The 16,385-nt window shown below is 61.2% G+C and carries 13 protein-coding genes; 4 read left to right on the top strand and 9 right to left on the bottom strand.

The features are described 5' to 3' along the window. Positions 1–155: 155 nt before the first annotated feature. From AC07V4_RS26110 to AC07V4_RS26145, 8 genes are all read right to left on the bottom strand, one after another. On the bottom strand, positions 156–848 hold the full coding sequence (locus AC07V4_RS26110) for a response regulator (RefSeq protein WP_492638657.1): 693 nt from the start codon (positions 846–848) through the stop codon (positions 156–158). After that, positions 845–3,496, bottom strand: coding sequence for a DUF4118 domain-containing protein (locus AC07V4_RS26115; RefSeq protein WP_492638658.1), 2,652 nt, complete (start codon positions 3,494–3,496; stop codon positions 845–847). The genes AC07V4_RS26110 and AC07V4_RS26115 overlap by 4 nt, the downstream gene beginning before the upstream one ends. Positions 3,497–3,622: 126 nt before the next feature. Beyond that, positions 3,623–5,692, bottom strand: a complete 2,070-nt coding sequence (kdpB, locus tag AC07V4_RS26120) for a potassium-transporting ATPase subunit KdpB (RefSeq protein WP_492638659.1) — start codon at positions 5,690–5,692, stop codon at positions 3,623–3,625. A 12-nt stretch (positions 5,693–5,704) separates the two neighbouring features. Beyond that, a complete protein-coding gene (gene kdpC / locus AC07V4_RS26125) occupies positions 5,705–6,352 on the bottom strand; it encodes a K(+)-transporting ATPase subunit C (protein ID WP_492638660.1) in 648 nt (215 codons plus the stop codon). 10 nt (positions 6,353–6,362) lie between these two features. Next, the gene (kdpA, locus tag AC07V4_RS26130) at positions 6,363–8,069 is read right to left on the bottom strand and encodes a potassium-transporting ATPase subunit KdpA (RefSeq protein WP_431749580.1); all 1,707 of its coding nucleotides are present in this window, start codon (positions 8,067–8,069) and stop codon (positions 6,363–6,365) included. 107 nt (positions 8,070–8,176) lie between these two features. Further along, positions 8,177–8,338, bottom strand: a complete 162-nt coding sequence (gene kdpF / locus AC07V4_RS26135) for a K(+)-transporting ATPase subunit F (protein WP_492638661.1) — start codon at positions 8,336–8,338, stop codon at positions 8,177–8,179. A gap of 600 nt (positions 8,339–8,938) precedes the next feature. Further along, a complete protein-coding gene (locus AC07V4_RS26140; RefSeq protein ID WP_492638662.1) occupies positions 8,939–10,102 on the bottom strand; it encodes a catalase family protein in 1,164 nt (387 codons plus the stop codon). Further along, complete coding sequence (locus AC07V4_RS26145) at positions 10,099–11,910, bottom strand: di-heme-cytochrome C peroxidase (RefSeq protein WP_492638663.1); 1,812 nt, start codon at positions 11,908–11,910, stop codon at positions 10,099–10,101. Before AC07V4_RS26145 ends, AC07V4_RS26140 begins: the two co-directional genes overlap by 4 nt. Before the next feature lie 247 nt (positions 11,911–12,157). Here AC07V4_RS26145 and bamJ point away from each other — a divergent pair, with 247 nt between their 5' ends. From bamJ to AC07V4_RS26165, 4 genes are all read left to right on the top strand, one after another. Continuing rightward, positions 12,158–12,898: a BamJ family beta-barrel-assembly machinery protein gene (gene bamJ / locus AC07V4_RS26150; RefSeq protein ID WP_492638664.1), complete on the top strand. Its 741-nt coding sequence runs from the start codon at positions 12,158–12,160 to the stop codon at positions 12,896–12,898. A gap of 419 nt (positions 12,899–13,317) precedes the next feature. Beyond that, a complete protein-coding gene (locus tag AC07V4_RS26155; RefSeq protein WP_492638665.1) occupies positions 13,318–13,773 on the top strand; it encodes a YkvA family protein in 456 nt (151 codons plus the stop codon). Between the two features lie 96 nt (positions 13,774–13,869). Further along, a complete protein-coding gene (locus tag AC07V4_RS26160) occupies positions 13,870–14,208 on the top strand; it encodes a helix-turn-helix domain-containing protein (RefSeq protein WP_492638666.1) in 339 nt (112 codons plus the stop codon). Next, on the top strand, positions 14,205–14,576 hold the full coding sequence (locus AC07V4_RS26165; RefSeq protein WP_005786715.1) for a hypothetical protein: 372 nt from the start codon (positions 14,205–14,207) through the stop codon (positions 14,574–14,576). Before AC07V4_RS26160 ends, AC07V4_RS26165 begins: the two co-directional genes overlap by 4 nt. On the opposite strand, the gene AC07V4_RS26170 is transcribed toward AC07V4_RS26165, so the two are convergent. Next, complete coding sequence (locus AC07V4_RS26170; RefSeq protein WP_492638667.1) at positions 14,573–16,342, bottom strand: bifunctional diguanylate cyclase/phosphodiesterase; 1,770 nt, start codon at positions 16,340–16,342, stop codon at positions 14,573–14,575. The two genes, AC07V4_RS26165 and AC07V4_RS26170, sit on opposite strands and share 4 nt — an antisense overlap. Positions 16,343–16,385: the final 43 nt, after the last annotated feature.

The following is a 16,385-nucleotide window of genomic DNA, read 5'->3' on the forward strand; positions in this document are numbered from 1 at the left end:
TAGTTCAGTCGGTTAGAATACCGGCCTGTCACGCCGGGGGTCGCGGGTTCGAGTCCCGTCCGCTGCGCCATATTCGGCAACCTGGAACACTGAACGCCAGGTCGCCACAAGAAGCCCGCTCATCGAGCGGGCTTTTTTTTGCCTGGATTTTCTGTCTACAGCCCCATCAAGCGATAACCCACCTGCAACTCAGTGATGAAATGCTGTGGCTGCGTGGGGTCTGCCTCCAGTTTTTGCCGCAGATGGGCCATGTGCACCCGTAAGTAGTGGGCGCGGTCCACATAGTCGAGCCCCCACACTTCCAGCAGTAGTTGGCGATGGGTGAGCACCCGACTCTGGCCGCGAATCATGGCGCAGAGCAGGCGGTATTCAATGGGCGTCAGGTGTACCGGCTGGCCTTGGCGCCACACTTCATGGGTCGCCAGGTCGACTTCAATCTCACCGAACGCCACCTTGCTGGTGGCCACCACGCTGCCGGTTTGTCCATGCCTGCGCAGTTGCGCGCGGATGCGTGCGAGCAACTCGGGCACGCCGAAGGGCTTGGTCAGGTAATCATCGGCACCGGCGTCGAGGGCCGCGACTTTTTCCTCCTCGCGGTCCCGGGCCGACAACACCAGAATCGGCACCGACAACCAGCCACGCAATTCGCTGATCAACTGTTTGCCGTCGCCATCCGGCAGGCCGAGGTCGACGATCACCAGGTCCGGTTGACGACTGGCGGCGTGGATCAGCGCGCGTTTGACGCTGTCGGCCTCGAATACCTGAAACCCTTCGTCTTGCAGGGCAATCCCGACGAAGCGGCGGATATTGGCTTCGTCCTCAACAATCAAAATGCGTGCAGTGCTCATAGGGCTTCCATGGACGGCGGCGTGCCCGCCGGTAAGGTGATGATGAAGTGCATGCCGCAGGCGCGGTCCGATTGGGTTTCGATGCGCCCGCCGTGGGCTTCGACGATGCGTTTGGCCAGCGCCAGGCCCAGGCCGATCCCGGCGACCGACGACTCCTGTCGGCCTCGCGCAAAGGCTTCAAACAGATTGGCCGGGGCCTGGCCCGGGCCGTTGTCGCTGACCTGCAGAACCAGGCTGTCCGAGGCGGTGTGGGCGGTGATACTGATAATGCTGCCTGGCGGGGTGTACTTGGCGGCGTTGTCCAGCAGGTTGACCAGTACCCGCTCGATTAACAGCGCGTCGATCTCCACCAACGGCAATTGCGCGGCGAGCGAGGTGCGCACCTGATGGTGCGCCAAGGGTTCGCGCAACTGGCGCAGGGCGCTGCCGAGGATTTCTTCCAGGGAATGCCACTGTCGGTTCAGGCGCACGCCGCGCTCTTGCAGGCGCGCCATATCCAGCAGGTTTTCGATCAGCCGCTGCATCGACGTGGCTTGCTCATGGATACCGTGCAGCAACTCGGCCAGTGGGCCGGGTGGGGCGTGAGGCAGTGCGGTGTCGGCGGCGCCGATCAGCGTGGTCAAGGGTGTGCGCAGGTCGTGGGAAATCGCCGCGAGCAGTGTGTTGCGCATCTTCTCGCCTTCCATCTGCACCAGGGTGCTTTGCGCCACTTCGACGAAATGCACGCGCTCCAGGGCAATCGCTAGCTGGCTCATGCAAGCTTCCAGCAGGCGGCGTTCCTGCGGATCGTTGAAGCGTTCACGCTGGGTCAGTTCCAACACCAGCACGCCGCGGACGCGCATGGGGGCTTTGAGCGGCAAGTAGCAGCCATTGGCCGCCGACAACGTATCGGTGCCGTGACCGGCGGGCTGGCTATGGTCGTAGCTCCATTGGGCGATGCTCTCGTCAATCGGCAGCCCGCTCGTGCTGACGCTGTGCACACCGTCGGCGGCGTCCGGCAACGCCAGGCCGACCCGTGCGTCGAACACGCCGCTGAACGTGCGCAGGGCGACTTCGCTGATCTGCTCCACCGTCAGCGCCGCCGACAGGTCACGTGCCAACCGTGCCAGCGATGTGGCACGCCGCTCCCGTGCGGCGGCAGTGCGTGCTTCGTGGCGAAGGCGGGCGGTGAGTTGTCCGGTGATCAGGGCGATACCGAGCATCAGTGCAAAGGTGAAGAAATACTGGGTGTCATTGACCGTGAACGAGTAGGTCGGCTGCACGAAAAAGAAGTCGAAACACAGCACCGCGAGCATCGCGGCCCACACGCCGGGACCGCGTCCATAGCGCAGTGCCACCAACACCACGGTGAGCAGAAACAGCATGACCACGTTAGCCAGGTCGAACACTTGCAGCAGCAATGCCGCGATGGCGCTGGCGGTGAAACAGGCGAGCGTGGCCCACAGATAAGCCAGGGTTTTGCCCGGTGTCGGCGTCGGTTTTTCGAGAACCGGCGCAGGCCCCGGCAAGACGCCGTGAGCCATCACCATCTGATCGATCTGCGGGTGATGACGACTGATCCGGTCGCTGACCGACTGATGCCAGAAACGCCACGCCTGACGCGGATGATGGCCCAGCACCAGGCGATTGGCATTGTGCTCGCGGGCGCAGGCAACCAGCGCTTCTGCGACGTCCATGCCCGGTAGCGTGGCCGTGTCGGCACCAAACTCGCTGGCCAGGCTCAGGGTTTTCATGGCGGTCAGGTAACGCTTGTCGCCGCGACCCTGGGCCGACGCGACATGCACCACGATCCAGTCGGCTTCCAGCTTCTGTGCCAGTCGCGCCGCTTCGCGCACCAGGCGTTCATCGCCGGCATCACCCGCCACGCCCACCACTAAGCGTTCGCGAGCAGGCCATAACGTCTTGATCGATTGTTCGCGACGGTACACACGCATTTGCGTGTCGACGCGATCCGCCGTGCGCCGCAGGGCGAGTTCACGCAGAGCCAGCAGGTTGCCCTTGCGGAAAAAATGCTTGGAGGCGCGCTCAGCGTTCGGGCCGAGATACACCTTGCCGTCCTTGAGGCGTTGCAACAGATCATCCGGCGGCAGGTCGACTACCACCACGTCGTGGGCGTTATCGAACACATGATCCGGCACGGTTTCGCGCACACGAATGCCGATGATCCCACTGACCACGTCATTCAGGCTTTCCAGATGCTGGACGTTGAGGGTGGTCCACACGTCGATACCGGCGCAAAGCAGTTCCTCCACGTCTTGCCAGCGTTTCGGGTGGCGTGAGCCGGGCACGTTGCTATGGGCCAGTTCATCGACCAGCACCAGGGCTGGGCGCCTACGCAGAGCGGCGTCGAGGTCAAATTCGTCGAGGGTGGATTCACGGTGCAACAGCACGGCGCGGGGCAGTTGTTCCAGGCCGTCGAGCCACTCTGCGGTCTCGGCGCGGCCATGGGTTTCCACGACACCGGCGAGGACATCGCGGCCCTGGGCAACTTCACGCTGCGCCGCGGCCAGCATGGCGCAGGTCTTGCCTACACCGGCATTGGAGCCGAAGTAGATACGCAATTTGCCGCGCAAGGCGGCCTGTTCTTCCTGCTGGATTCGGACGAGCAGGGCGTCGGGGTCGGGGCGTTCGTCACTTAATGTGGGCATATTCGTCCTGATGAATATCTGTGGGAGCTGGCTTGCCTGCGATGACGGTGTGTCAGTCAGTACAGGGCTAGCTGACCCGCCGCTATCGCAGGCAAGCCAGCTCCCACATTTGTTATGCGGTGTTGCTTACACGAGACCTAATCCGCTCAATAACATGTCAATCACCTTGATCCCGGCAAACGGCACCAGCACGCCGCCCAGGCCATAGATCAACAGGTTGCGATTGAGCAGCGCCGCCGCCCCAATCGCTCGGTAAGTCACGCCACGCAAGGCCAGGGGAATCAGCGCGACAATGATCAACGCGTTGAAAATCACCGCGCTGAGAATCGCCGAGTTGGGGCTGCTCAGGTGCATCACGTTCAACGCGCCGAGTTGCGGGTAGGTCGCGACAAAGGCGGCCGGGATGATGGCGAAGTACTTCGCCACGTCATTCGCCACGCTGAAGGTGGTGAGAGCGCCGCGGGTCATCAGCATCTGTTTGCCGACCTCGACCACTTCAATCAGCTTGGTCGGGTTGCTGTCGAGGTCGACCATGTTGCCGGCCTCTTTGGCTGCCTGGGTGCCGCTGTTCATCGCCACCGCCACGTCGGCCTGGGCCAGCGCTGGTGCATCGTTGGTGCCGTCGCCGGTCATGGCCACGAGCTTGCCTTGTGCCTGGTAGTCGCGGATCAGTTGCAGCTTGTCTTCCGGCCGGGCCTCGGCGAGGAAGTCATCGACGCCGGCCTCCACAGCAATGGCCGCCGCTGTCAGGCGATTGTCCCCGGTGATCATCACGGTCTTGATACCCATGCGCCGCAGCTCGGCAAAGCGTTCCTTGATGCCGCCCTTGACCACGTCCTTGAGCTCCACCACGCCCAACGCCCGGATGCCATCGCTCACCACCAGCGGTGTACTGCCGCGCCGCGAGACTTCATCGACCTTGGCCTGCAACGCCGCTGGGAAACTGCCGCCCAAGGCTTCGATATGCTTGCGGATCGCATCCGCCGCGCCCTTGCGGATCGCCCGGCCTTCGGGCAAGTCGACGCCGCTCATGCGGGTTTGCGCGGTGAAATGCACGAAGCTGGCACCCAAGGCGTGGATGTCCCGCGCGCGGATGTCGAATTTCTGCTTGGCCAGTACCACAATGCTGCGGCCTTCCGGGGTTTCGTCCGCCAGGGACGCGAGCTGTGCGGCGTCAGCCAACTCGGCTTCCTTCACGCCCGGCGCCGGCAAGAAGCTACTGGCCTGGCGATTGCCCAAGGTGATGGTGCCGGTCTTGTCCAGCAGCAACACGTCGACATCGCCCGCCGCCTCGACCGCACGGCCCGAGGTGGCGATGACATTAGCCGACATCATCCGGCTCATGCCTGCCACGCCGATGGCCGAGAGCAGGCCGCCGATAGTGGTAGGGATCAGGCACACCAGCAGCGCTACCAGCACGGTGGCGCTGATCACGCTGCCGCTGCCGCTCATGGCCACGGCAAATATCGAATAAGGGCTGAGGGTGGCGATCACCAGCAGGAACAACAGCGTCAGGCCTACCAGCAAAATCGTCAGGGCGACCTCGTTCGGGGTTTTCTGGCGTTTGGCCGATTCGACCATCGAGATCATGCGGTCGAGGAACGACTCGCCGGGGTTGACGCTGATACGTACCACCAGCCAATCCGACAGCACTCGCGTGCCACTGGTGACCGAGGAAAAGTCGCCACCGGCCTCGCGAATCACAGGTGCCGATTCACCGGTGATCGCACTTTCATCCACCGACGCCACGCCTTCAATCACCACGCCGTCCAGTGGTACCAGGTCGCCGGCTTCGATCAACACCACGTTGTCTTTGCGCAGTTGGCTGGCTTCCAGGGGTAGCCACGCGCTGCCGTGGCGTGGTTGCTGCAGCAACTTGGCCAGGGTCTGGCGCTTCATGCCGCGCAGGCTGGCGGCCTGGGCGCGGCTGCGGCCTTCGGCGAGGGCTTCGGCGAAGTTGGCGAATAGCACGGTGAACCACAGCCACAAGGTGATGCTGAGGATAAATCCGCTGGGCGCTTCACCCTGGCCGCCCAGGGACTGGAACCACAGCAACGTGGTGAGGAGGCTGCCCAGGTACACCACGAACATCACCGGGTTTTTCCATTGCGCCTGGGGCAGCAGTTTCTTCAGGGCATCGACGCCGGCGGTGAGCACGATACGTCGATCAAACAGAGGTAAACGAGCATTTTTCATGGGGAACATCTCTTACTCACTGACCGCAATAGAAGGCTGACGCGCATCCAGCGCCAAGTTGAGTTGCAGCACATTCACCCGTGGCTCGCCGAGCAGGCCAAGGGTGCGCGCGGCAGTGTGGGCGTTGAGCAGTTGCAGCAGTTCGGCTTCGGGGAGGTGCCGCAAGCGCGCCACCCGCGCCAGTTGCAGGCGGGCGTTGGCCACCGAGATGTGCGGGTCGAGGCCCGAAGCGGACGCGGTGACCGCATCCACTGGCACCGAAGCTTCGGCTGTCAGGCCGTTGTCCAGGCGATAGGCTTTGGCGCGTGCGGCGACCTGGTCCACCAGTTTCTGGCTGGTTGGCCCCAGGTTGCTCGCACCGCTGGCCCCTGCGTTGTACGGCTGCGCAATGCTCTTGCTTGAGTCTTGCGGGTCGGCACCGAGGGTCATGCTTGGACGGCCATGGAAGTACGCGGGCTTTGTGAAGTCCTGGCCAATCAACGCGGAACCGATCACCAGACCGTCGCGTTCGATCAGCGAGCCCCGGGCCTGAAGCGGGAATAACAGTTGCGCGGCTACAGTGGTGAGCGCCGGGTACGCCAGGCCGGTCAGCACCATGAAAAACACCGCCGAAACCAGCACCGGGCGCAGCAGCCCTTTGAATATCGATTGAGTCGTCATCAACGTGTCCTCAGTTGTAGGTCTGGCCGGACAGCAACTGCAGTTGCTCCACCAGCGGGCCGAGCGCGAGCGCCGGCAAGAAGGTCAGGCCACCGACCACCAGCACCACGAACACCACCAGCACCATGAACAGCGCAGTGGCGGTGGGGATGGTTCCGGCACCGGCTGGCACGGTCTTTTTCCGCGCCAGGGAACCGGCCACGGCCAGCATCGGCAGCATGGTGAAGAAGCGCCCGATCAACATCGCAAGACCGATGGTGGTATTGAAAAACGGTGTGTTGGCGTTCAGCCCGGCAAACGCCGAACCGTTGTTGGCGGTACCGGAGGTGTAGGCGTAGAGCACCTCGCTGAAACCGTGGGGGCCGAGGTTGTTGAGGCTGGCCAGGGTGTCTGGCCACAGGGCGGCGAGGGCGGTGAAGCCGAGAATGCTGATGGGATGGGCAAGCACCGAGAGCATTACCAGTTTCATCTCCCGAGCCTCGATTTTTTTGCCGAGGAATTCAGGGCTGCGGCCGATCATCATGCCCACCAGGAATACCGTCAGCAGGGCGTACTGGATCAGATTGATAAAGCCCACGCCGTCGCCGCCAAACACACAATTGAGCATCATCTGCGCCAGGGGCACGAAGCCGCCCATGGGCGTCAGCGAATCGTGCATGGCGTTGACCGAACCTGTGGTTGCGGCGGTGGTGGTGGCAATGAACAAGCTGCTGTCGGCAATGCCAAAGCGCAGTTCCTTGCCTTCCATGTTGCCGCCGCTTTGTTCGATCGACAGCGTCTGGTTGGCACCGGCCTGGGTCAGCAACGGGTTGCCGGTTTGTTCGGCGCCGTACACCAGCGCGAGGAAACCGATGAACATCACGAGGAAGGTGCCGAAAAACACCCAGCCCTGACGGCGTTGCAGCAGCATGCTGCCAAAGGTGTAGGTCAGCGCTGACGGGATCAGCAACATGCTGAGGATGTGCAGGATGTTGGTCAGCGGCGTCGGGTTTTCGAATGGGTGGGCCGCGTTCATGCTGAAGAAGCCGCCACCGTTGGTGCCGATATGCTTGATCGACTCAAAGCTGGCGACTGCGCCGACAATCAGCTGCTGTTGTGCGCCCTCAAGTGTGGTCGCCAAGGCTTGGGAGGCGAAGGTTTGTGGCATGCCTTGCCACACATACACCAGCGCCATGCCCACGCACAGGGGGAGCATCACTCGGTAGAGCGTACGGGTGAAATCGACCCAGAAATTGCCAATATCGGCCGAGCTCGAACGGCTCAACCCGCGGATGAAACCTGCGGCTGCCACCACGCCTGAAGTGGCGCCGACAAACATCAGGAAGGTGATGACTGCCATCTGGCTGAAGTTCGACAGGCTGGACTCGCCCGAGTACGCCTGCCAGTTGGTGTTGGTGATAAAGGACGCGGCGGTGTTGAACGCCAGGTCCGGGGTTTGCGCGGCCAACCCCAGCGGGTTGATCGGCATCACGGCTTGCAGGCGCAGGATGGCGTAGCCCAGCAGCATCATTGCTGCGTTCGATAGCAATAGTGCTGAGCCGTAGCGGGCCCAGCCCATGGTTTCCTGTGGGTCGATGCCCAGCACACGATAGGTGCAACGTTCCGGCAAGGCATGGCGCGTCCCGGTAAAGACCCGGGTCAGCCACTTGCCCATCAGCACGGCGAGCGCGGTCATCAATCCCAGTACCAGCGCGAATTCCAGCAAAGTGCTTAACATGTCGTGGCTCCGTTCAAAGCTTGCCCATGGCGACAATGGCCATGGCAGTCGCAACAAAAAACACCAGGGAGAGGCCTATAAACATCACGTCGTACATGGCGAACTCCCTAGAATTTTTCGGCGCGAATAAGGGCATAACCCAAGTAAGCGAACAGCCCGACGGCACATAAGCCGCTGGCGATATAAATGAAATTAAGTGTGAGCACGGTGTAACTCCCCTGGTTGAATAAGCCGGGGAGGTTAAGGGCTTGCGTATCAAGCTCGGGCACTGATTGGTGGAGGTTGTATTAAGACGGTATATAGATTGGCTTTGGCGGGGCGAACGAAAAAGAGGGATAGCCCGATGCCGGGATATCCCTTTAAACGCTGGGGTTCTGCTGATTTCGACGACCCGCTTATTTGGCCTTCTTTTTCTTCTCGTTGCGGGTGGCGAGGTGTTCGAAGCAAAACGCGGCGGTGCCGAAGAGTGCAATCATTGACAGGACGACCATGCCTAAAGTTGAACTTTCCACGATGACTTCCTACGGGTTTTTGGGGTAGGAGGTGACGGTAGAGGGTGGGGGGTTAGTTGCTCAATAGGCACGACGTAATCGTTATGGGGAACTTGGGATTTATACGGAATCTTTACGGGGGTATATCCATAAGATCAAAATCGAAAGCGCGGCGGCCTTAGAGCCTACCGGTTTCTGACTGTCGACCTCGGTCAAATGTGGGAGCTGGCTTGCCTGCGATGGCATCGGCTGGGTGTACCTGATTCACCGCGGTGTCTGCATCGCAGGCAAGCCAGCTCCCACAGAAAAGCAGGCCGACTTTTCCAAAGTGACCCGCTGCAAGAGCGCAATCACCAGTAGCCGTCACCCCAAAGCACCTCACAAATTACGACTATGCCGATAGTCACTGACCGCCTCATACACCGCCTTACGCAACCGATTGATCCCCCCAACCGGCCGATGCGCCTCCAGCCCAAACCATGGGTTGAACGACTGGTTGTCACAGGCAAGATTCAACGCAGGCGTATCAAAATCTTGCGCTGGGATCCGCACCCTGGCCACGGTTTCATAAGGCGCATCGCTTTCCTTCCACTCAATGCTGGTGTCTTCAATCGGCATGAACTTCTGCGGATTCTGCCGCTGAATCTGCAACACAAAACACGCAGGCACCCGGTCGGTGGACAGTTGCTGGTTCAAGGCACTCCGCAGGAAGTTCGGCAAGTCCTGGTTCTGCTTGGGCAGCACATATTCCGGGCAGCTTTGCGGGTCAGGCGCCACGCGGAATTTGGCATTGGCCGCGCCGAACTTGTAGGGTGATACCGAAAAGTAAGTGGTTTGCGTCGGACTGGCGGGTGCCGGCGCCAAGGTTGCCAGTGCGATAAACAGATGGCGTATTTGCCAACTGCGCGGGTCGGCTTTGGGGAAGAACGCCAGGACCTTCTTGCCGTCGGCCTGGGCACCAATGTTCTGCGCATACTCGGCCACATCACTGACAAAGAAGTTCGGATGGCTGAACATCACGAAGTCCTGTTCCGTGCGGGCTTGCTGGTCGGCCATCAGTTGTTTGCCTGGCACGTCGAGCAATTTAATCGCCATGCCCCGGGCATCGCGGATGCTGTCGAACTGCGGATAGGCGTTGCCGTTGGACAGCCGCATCTGTGCCTGCCAGGTCTTGCCCGGCTCGGCGAACACGCCCTGGCGCAGGGCCGGGTCGAGGTCTGCCAGCACGCTGACTTCCGCTTTCACGCAGCCGTGGGCCTTGGCATGGGCATCACGCAGGTAGCGTGTGCCTTCGCGGTGCTGGTCGACGATCCGCACCGCTGTCTGGATGATGCCTTGGGCCATGGCCGCTTCGCCGGGCGGGATCTGTTCATCCGGCGACACCGGGCCGCTGTGTTGCCAGGCGAACCAGGCAGTGGCTGCCAGCCAGCCGAGCAGGCCCAGGCCGATCAGCCACAGCAAGGTCTTGCCGAGAAACCTGCCCAGGCGCAACCAGATGCGGGCGAGCAGGGAGCGTTCGTTGTATTGGGATCGAATCATCATGGCAGTTGTTGCTCCAGCGGGCCGCCCAGCACTTTGAGGTATTCCAGCAGCGCCCAGCGCTCCTGTGGCAGCAGGCTGCGGCCGATCACGCCGTTGCCGCGCTTGCCGGCGCGGAATTCATGACCGCTGTTGTGGTTGCCGGTGATTTTGGTATCGAACAGGAAGGCGTTCTTGAACGCGGCGGTCTCAAAACCCAAGTGACGCGGGTCGTAGTCGAAGGTGCCTTTATAGAACGTGGAACTGCGTTCGTCCTGGGGCGAGAGCAGTTGGTAGATCGTCGGCACCGAACCGTTGTGCAGGAACGGCGGGGTGGCCCAGATACCCGCCAGCGGACGCGCCTTGTAGGCACGCAGTTCGCGTACGCCAATCGGCAGGCCGAAGCCATCCAGGCTTGGGCGTTCGGCCGGTGTTACGCCGGCAGCGCGGTAGGCGTGTTCCTCAACAAAGGCGGTGACGTAGGCCAGGCCCTGGGCCACGGACATTTTTTTCAGGTCCAGTGGCTCGGTCGGCGCCGGGTGTAGCTGGACATTGAGCTTGGCCAACTCCGACGGGTCCCACTGCAAGGCGCTCAGGTCAAAACGGTGATCGGCGATGTTGCCGGCGGCGGTCGGGTCGGTGCCGATGTAGTCCACCGGAAGCATTTTCAGTTGTTGCACCGGACGGCCATTTTCCTGGCTGACAGAGGGCACATGGCAAGCGGCGCAGTTCTCGGCGAACAAGGTGCGGCCCTGGGTGGCGAGAGGTTTGTCGATGGCACCGAACAGGTCCTCTGGCCAGGTCGGCGGTTTGAGGCGCTGCAGGGTTTCTTCGATCAGGTTCAGGTCACGCACACGAACGCTGGAAGGGTAGCGGGCATCACCCTGAAGCGGTTGGCCGGCGTTGTCGAAGAAGTTCAGGGTGGCGCCGACGCCGAGGGCCTCGCCGATATTGCGCGCCATGGGTTGCTGGGCCGAGCCGTTCCATTGCACCCAGTCGAAGGTCCAGATATCCCACAGGTGCGGGTAGTCCACGGGGGCGTTGGCGATGCGGTAATTGTCTGGCGAAATCGCGTCACCAAAGCTGGCGTTGGCAATGCGGCCAAACGCGTCGGTGCGGCCTGGGCCTTCTTCGGTGGGGTAGAGACCGCGGTGGGTATCGTTCCAGGCAACTTTGAGGAACTGGTCCAGGGACTGCTTGAACTCCACACGCAGTTGCTCCCTGTTGTTGTCGTCGTAATCGAAACCGAGCACTTCACGGGCAAACCGCTCGAACTTCCACGGGTTGTAATAGGTGGCGGCGAGGCTGGCCACCAGTGCCTGGCCGAAGCTGCCGCCGCGCAAGGTCGGTACGCTGGAGGGCAACACATGCTGTGCCGAACCACCGTCGATACGCAGGGCCTGGCCTTTGACGTGCAGTTCGCCTGTGTGGCAGGCGGCGCAGGTGATGTCCAGGTATTCAACTTTGCTGTCAGCGTTCTGATGCCGGGCGAAACCGACGGGCAGGTTGCCGGGATTTTTCGCGGTGCGGACTTGCTTGGGGTCAACCAGGAAGCCGAAGCGTGCCAGGTATTCAGGCGTGGCAAAGCGTTGCTCGGAGAAGGGCAGCTCCAGGGCCGTGAACCAGTTGTAATGCAGGCCCTTTACTTGGGTGCCCTGGGGCGTGAAATAGTAGGTCTGGCGGTCGGCGGCACTCCATTGATCCTGGTAGTGCACCTGCTCCACGGGCACATAGTCCGGGAGCTTGGGGTTGACGGTGTAATAGATCACCACAGCCAGCATCAGGGCCAGCAGGGCTAGTATCAGGAGTAAAACACGGGAAAAAATGCGCAAGATAACTATCCTTGTCGAGTTGTAGCGCTCTTATGCCATCACACCACGGGTGCGGCAAGTGGCCATGAGCACGGTTACAGGTGGTCCCGCGATCCTTCGCGGACCCCTATGATGTATGAAAATGCTTTTAAACACGTGAACTTATCAGAAGTTTCCTGCTCAGATGCCGGTAGCCATTGGTCGTGGCCGCCTGATAAGCTCGCGACTTTATTCGATTGCCCTTTTGGCGCATGAACAAGGAAATAGCATGAAACAGCATCGGTTGGCGGCGGCGGTGGCCCTGGTTAGCCTGGTACTTGCGGGTTGTGATTCGCAGACCAGCGTAGAGCTGAAAACCCCGGCGCAAAAAGCTTCCTACGGTATCGGCCTGAACATGGGCAAAAGCCTTGCCCAAGAAGGCATGGATGACCTGGACTCCAAAGCGGTAGCCCAAGGCATCGAAGATGCCGTCGGCAAGAAAGAACAGAAGCTGAAGGACGACGAACTGGTCGAGGCGTTTGCCGCACTGCAAAAGCGTGCTGAAGAACGCATGACCAAGATGAGCGAAGAGTCGGCAGCCGCCGGCAAGAAATTCCTCGAAGAAAACGCCAAGAAAGATGGCGTAGTCACCACCGCTTCCGGTCTGCAGTACAAGATCGTGAAGAAGGCCGACGGCGCTCAGCCTAAGCCGACCGACGTAGTGACTGTTCACTACACCGGCAAGCTCACCAATGGCACCACCTTTGACAGCTCCGTAGATCGCGGCAGCCCGATTGACCTGCCGGTCAGCGGCGTGATCCCGGGTTGGGTCGAAGGCCTGCAACTGATGCACGTGGGTGAAAAGGTCGAGTTGTACATCCCGTCGGACCTGGCCTACGGCGCACAGAGCCCGAGCCCGGCGATTCCAGCCAACTCCGTGCTGGTATTCGACCTGGAGCTGCTGGCCATCAAGGACCCAGCCAAGGCTGACGCCCCTGACGCACCTGCTGCACCAGCCGCCAAGAAGTAATCGGCGCCTGAACACACAACGCCCCGTCTCGACGGGGCGTTGTTGTTTGTAGTGAGCGGGCTTGCCCCGCGCTGGGTGGCGCAGCCGCCCCAAACCCAGACACCCCGGTCTCACTGAAACACCACGGCGTCCATGTCGGGGCGGCTTCGCCCCCTAGCGCGGGGCAAGCCCGCTCACTACAACAGATCCAAACGAACGTCTGTAGCGGGTAGCAGTCTGATGTCAGGCCCAAGCACGGGTAGTCATACATCAGCGCCAAGTCAATGAGATTCTGGGTTTATTTATGTGCGCAAAAAACGCCCGATCTGACTGAAAGCCTTGTAAGTCGGGGCTTTCAGCCGTAAAAAAAGCCTCTGTTCACAAGGTTATCCACAATTTGTGTGGATAACCTTTTCTGTCAGCTGGAACTGGAGTGACGAATGAAACCACCCTTCAATTTCACCCGCTTCCTGCCCATGGCTGCACGCCTGCTCGGGCGTGGCCGTTTGCCGACCTTGCTGTTTGCCGTGGCGGCCAAGGGCTCAAGCCAGGGTAATCGCCAGGGCAAGCTCAAGGGCGATCTCAAGCTGCTTCAGGCCCTTTGCCTGGCCTACTGGCGGGGCGAATACCGGGCGATCAGCCCGAAGGCACTCATTTCGGTGGTGGCGGGGCTGATGTACTTCCTGAGCCCGATTGACGCGATCCCGGACTTTATCCCGGTATTCGGCATGCTGGATGACATCGCCGTGCTGGCATGGGTCATGAAGACCCTGGATGGCGAGCTGAGCGCCTTTCGTGCCTGGCGCGATGCCCAGCGCCCAGAAAAGCTGGCGGTCGTTGAGCGGCTGCCTGCGACGCCTGAGCTGCTGGCCCAGGAAAACCCGCAAAAAAACTGATGACGCTTATATCCCCCTGCGACCTTTGTGGCTGTTAGGATTACACTTCTAAGGAAAGAACTTACTTAGTAAGTGTTGTTATCCTACGGGGCAGTCATGGATATTCAGATCATTTCACGTAATGGCGAACCCGAGTATGCGGTGTTGCCATGGGACCAGTACCAGGCGCTGCTAAAAGCTGCCGGCCAGCAACAACCAGCACCGACTCCATCTTCTGCCACCCAGGTCGCTCCCGATCAGGCTTTGCGCCCGCTCGCCGACCTGCGCGTCCTGCGTGAGGGCAAGGGCTTGGCCATTGAGACCTTGGCCCGCACCGTGGGTATCAGCCCCTCGTATCTTGGATTGATTGAAAGTGGTGAACGCCAGCCGGATGCCGCCATCCGCCGCAGCCTGGCCTGGGAATTGGGCGTTGCAGGTTGGAGGGATGAATCTTGAGCCTACGTATCAGCCGTCAACACTGGGATGGGTTACTCAACGAACTGGATCAGGCGCGTCGCCAGCGCCATCTGCTGACTTACCGCGCGCTGCTGGAGCGCCTGCAATTTCCTACCCCGGCGATGCAAACTCTGGCTGCTGCCCTCGAACACCTGGCGGCGTTGGATGCCAAGGCTGAGCAGCCGTTGCGCAGCTCCCTGGTGATCAGCCAGGGCGCCAGCCGCCTGCCACGTACCGGTTTTTTTGAGTGTGTGGAGCGCCTGGGGCGCTTCAGCGGGCCATCCGATGGGGTGGCCGCCGCCTCGTGGCATGCCTCGGAAGTGGTGCGGGTGTTCGAATACGAGTACCCGGAATCCGCCGAGGCTTAAAGCGCCTGGGGCAGCGTGTCCAGGCTGTCGATCACATGGATGCTGTAGCCGGCCACATCCTTGGCATGGTGTTTGGCCTGGGAAGCCAGCTCTGCCAACTGGCTGGCATCCAGTTGTCCACACGCCTGTGGATACAGATGCACCACGCCGATGGACAGCGACAGCAGCGCAAACTCCTGGCGTACACCCTGGCGGTTCAATGCCACGAAGCAACCGGCGTCGAGGTGCTCGGCGCGGTAGAAACGCCGGCATTGGGTATGGAAATCATCCAGCAACTGGTTGAGCCGCTTGCGCCAGTCATGCGGGCCGAGCACCAGCAAAAAGTCATCACCGCCAATATGCCCGACAAAGTCGCGACTGGGATCGATCCGATCGTTCAGGCATTGCGCCAGGCACAACAACACCTCATCTCCGCGCCCGTAGCCGTAGATATCATTGAACGGCTTGAAACTGTCGATATCCACATAGCAGATCACCGATTCGCGCTGTTGCTGCAGCAATCGTGTCAGGCACTGCTGGATTGGCACGTTGCCCGGTAGCAGGGTCAGCGGGTTTGCATAGCGCGCCTGTTGGATTTTCAGTTCGGTGATCAGCTTGAGCACATCGATCACCCGGCCCAGGCCCAAGTAATCCCCGTTGAGCGTGATGATGAAATCTTCTTCGATGCGTTGTCGTGCGCGGCTGGTCAGCAAGCGGCTGACTTGCTGAAGCGATTGGCTCAGTTCCACGGCCAGGAAGTCATCGCTCATCAAGCGGCTGATGGGCTTGCGCGCAAACAGGTCGGTGGCAAAAGGCTTGAGCAACGCGTCGGACAACGAGTGCCGATGCACAATGCCCACCGGGTGGCCACGCCGGTCCAGCACGGCCAGCGAGTTGAGGTTGGCTTGCCGGCGGAATGACTCCAACACCTGGGCGGTGGCGGTGTCCTGGTCCACCGCCGGCTGTTCGTTGAGCAGGGCGCTGAGGTCGCTGCTTTCTTCATTGAGGGCGATGTTGGCGTTGTCTTGCTTGGGCAGCATCAAGCGCGCTTCCTGCGGCGGATGTTCCTGCGGGCGACAGAGCAGGTAGCCCTGGACCAGATCGACGCCCATCTCCGTCAACACCGCCAACTCCTCAGGCAATTCGATGCCTTCGGCAATGACCTGGGCGCGGGACGCCTTGGCGATTTGCAGGATGGAGCCGACGAACTCGCGCTTGAGCGCGTCCTGGTGGATGCCGTCGATGAAGTGTCGGTCGATCTTCACGTAATCCGGGCGCAGTTCTGACCATAGGCGCAGGCTGGAATACCCGGCCCCCAAGTCATCCAAGGCGATCGAAAAACCCATGTTGCGGTAGTGATGCAGGGCGGTTTGCAGCAGTTCGAAATCGTCGGTGGGGGTCTGCTCGGTCAGTTCGATCACTACCTGGCTCGGCGGAATGCCGTAGTCGCGCAGCAGTTGCAGGGTGCGCCCTGGCTGGTGCGCGGTCTCCATCAGGGATTCCGGAGAGACATTGAGAAACAGCTTACCCGGCAGCTTCTGTTCACTGAAGCACCGACAGGCGCTTTCGCGGCAGGCTATTTCCAGCTCGCTCAAGCGTCCGGCCTGGTTCGCCACGCAGAACAGCGCGACGGGGGAATGCAGCGGGCTGTTGGACGGGCCGCGGCTGAGGGCTTCGTAGCCGAGGATGCGCCGTTCGGACAGACAAATGATGGGTTGGAACAGGCTGTGCAAACTGCCTTGAGCCAGGATAGAGCCCAATGCATTCAGCTGTTCGGTCATGGTCATGGCGATCTCGATCGAAAAAAAAGGACCGCTGGCGTGACGCCAG

This window comes from Pseudomonas sp. GW821-FHT03A09, assembly GCF_059421065.1.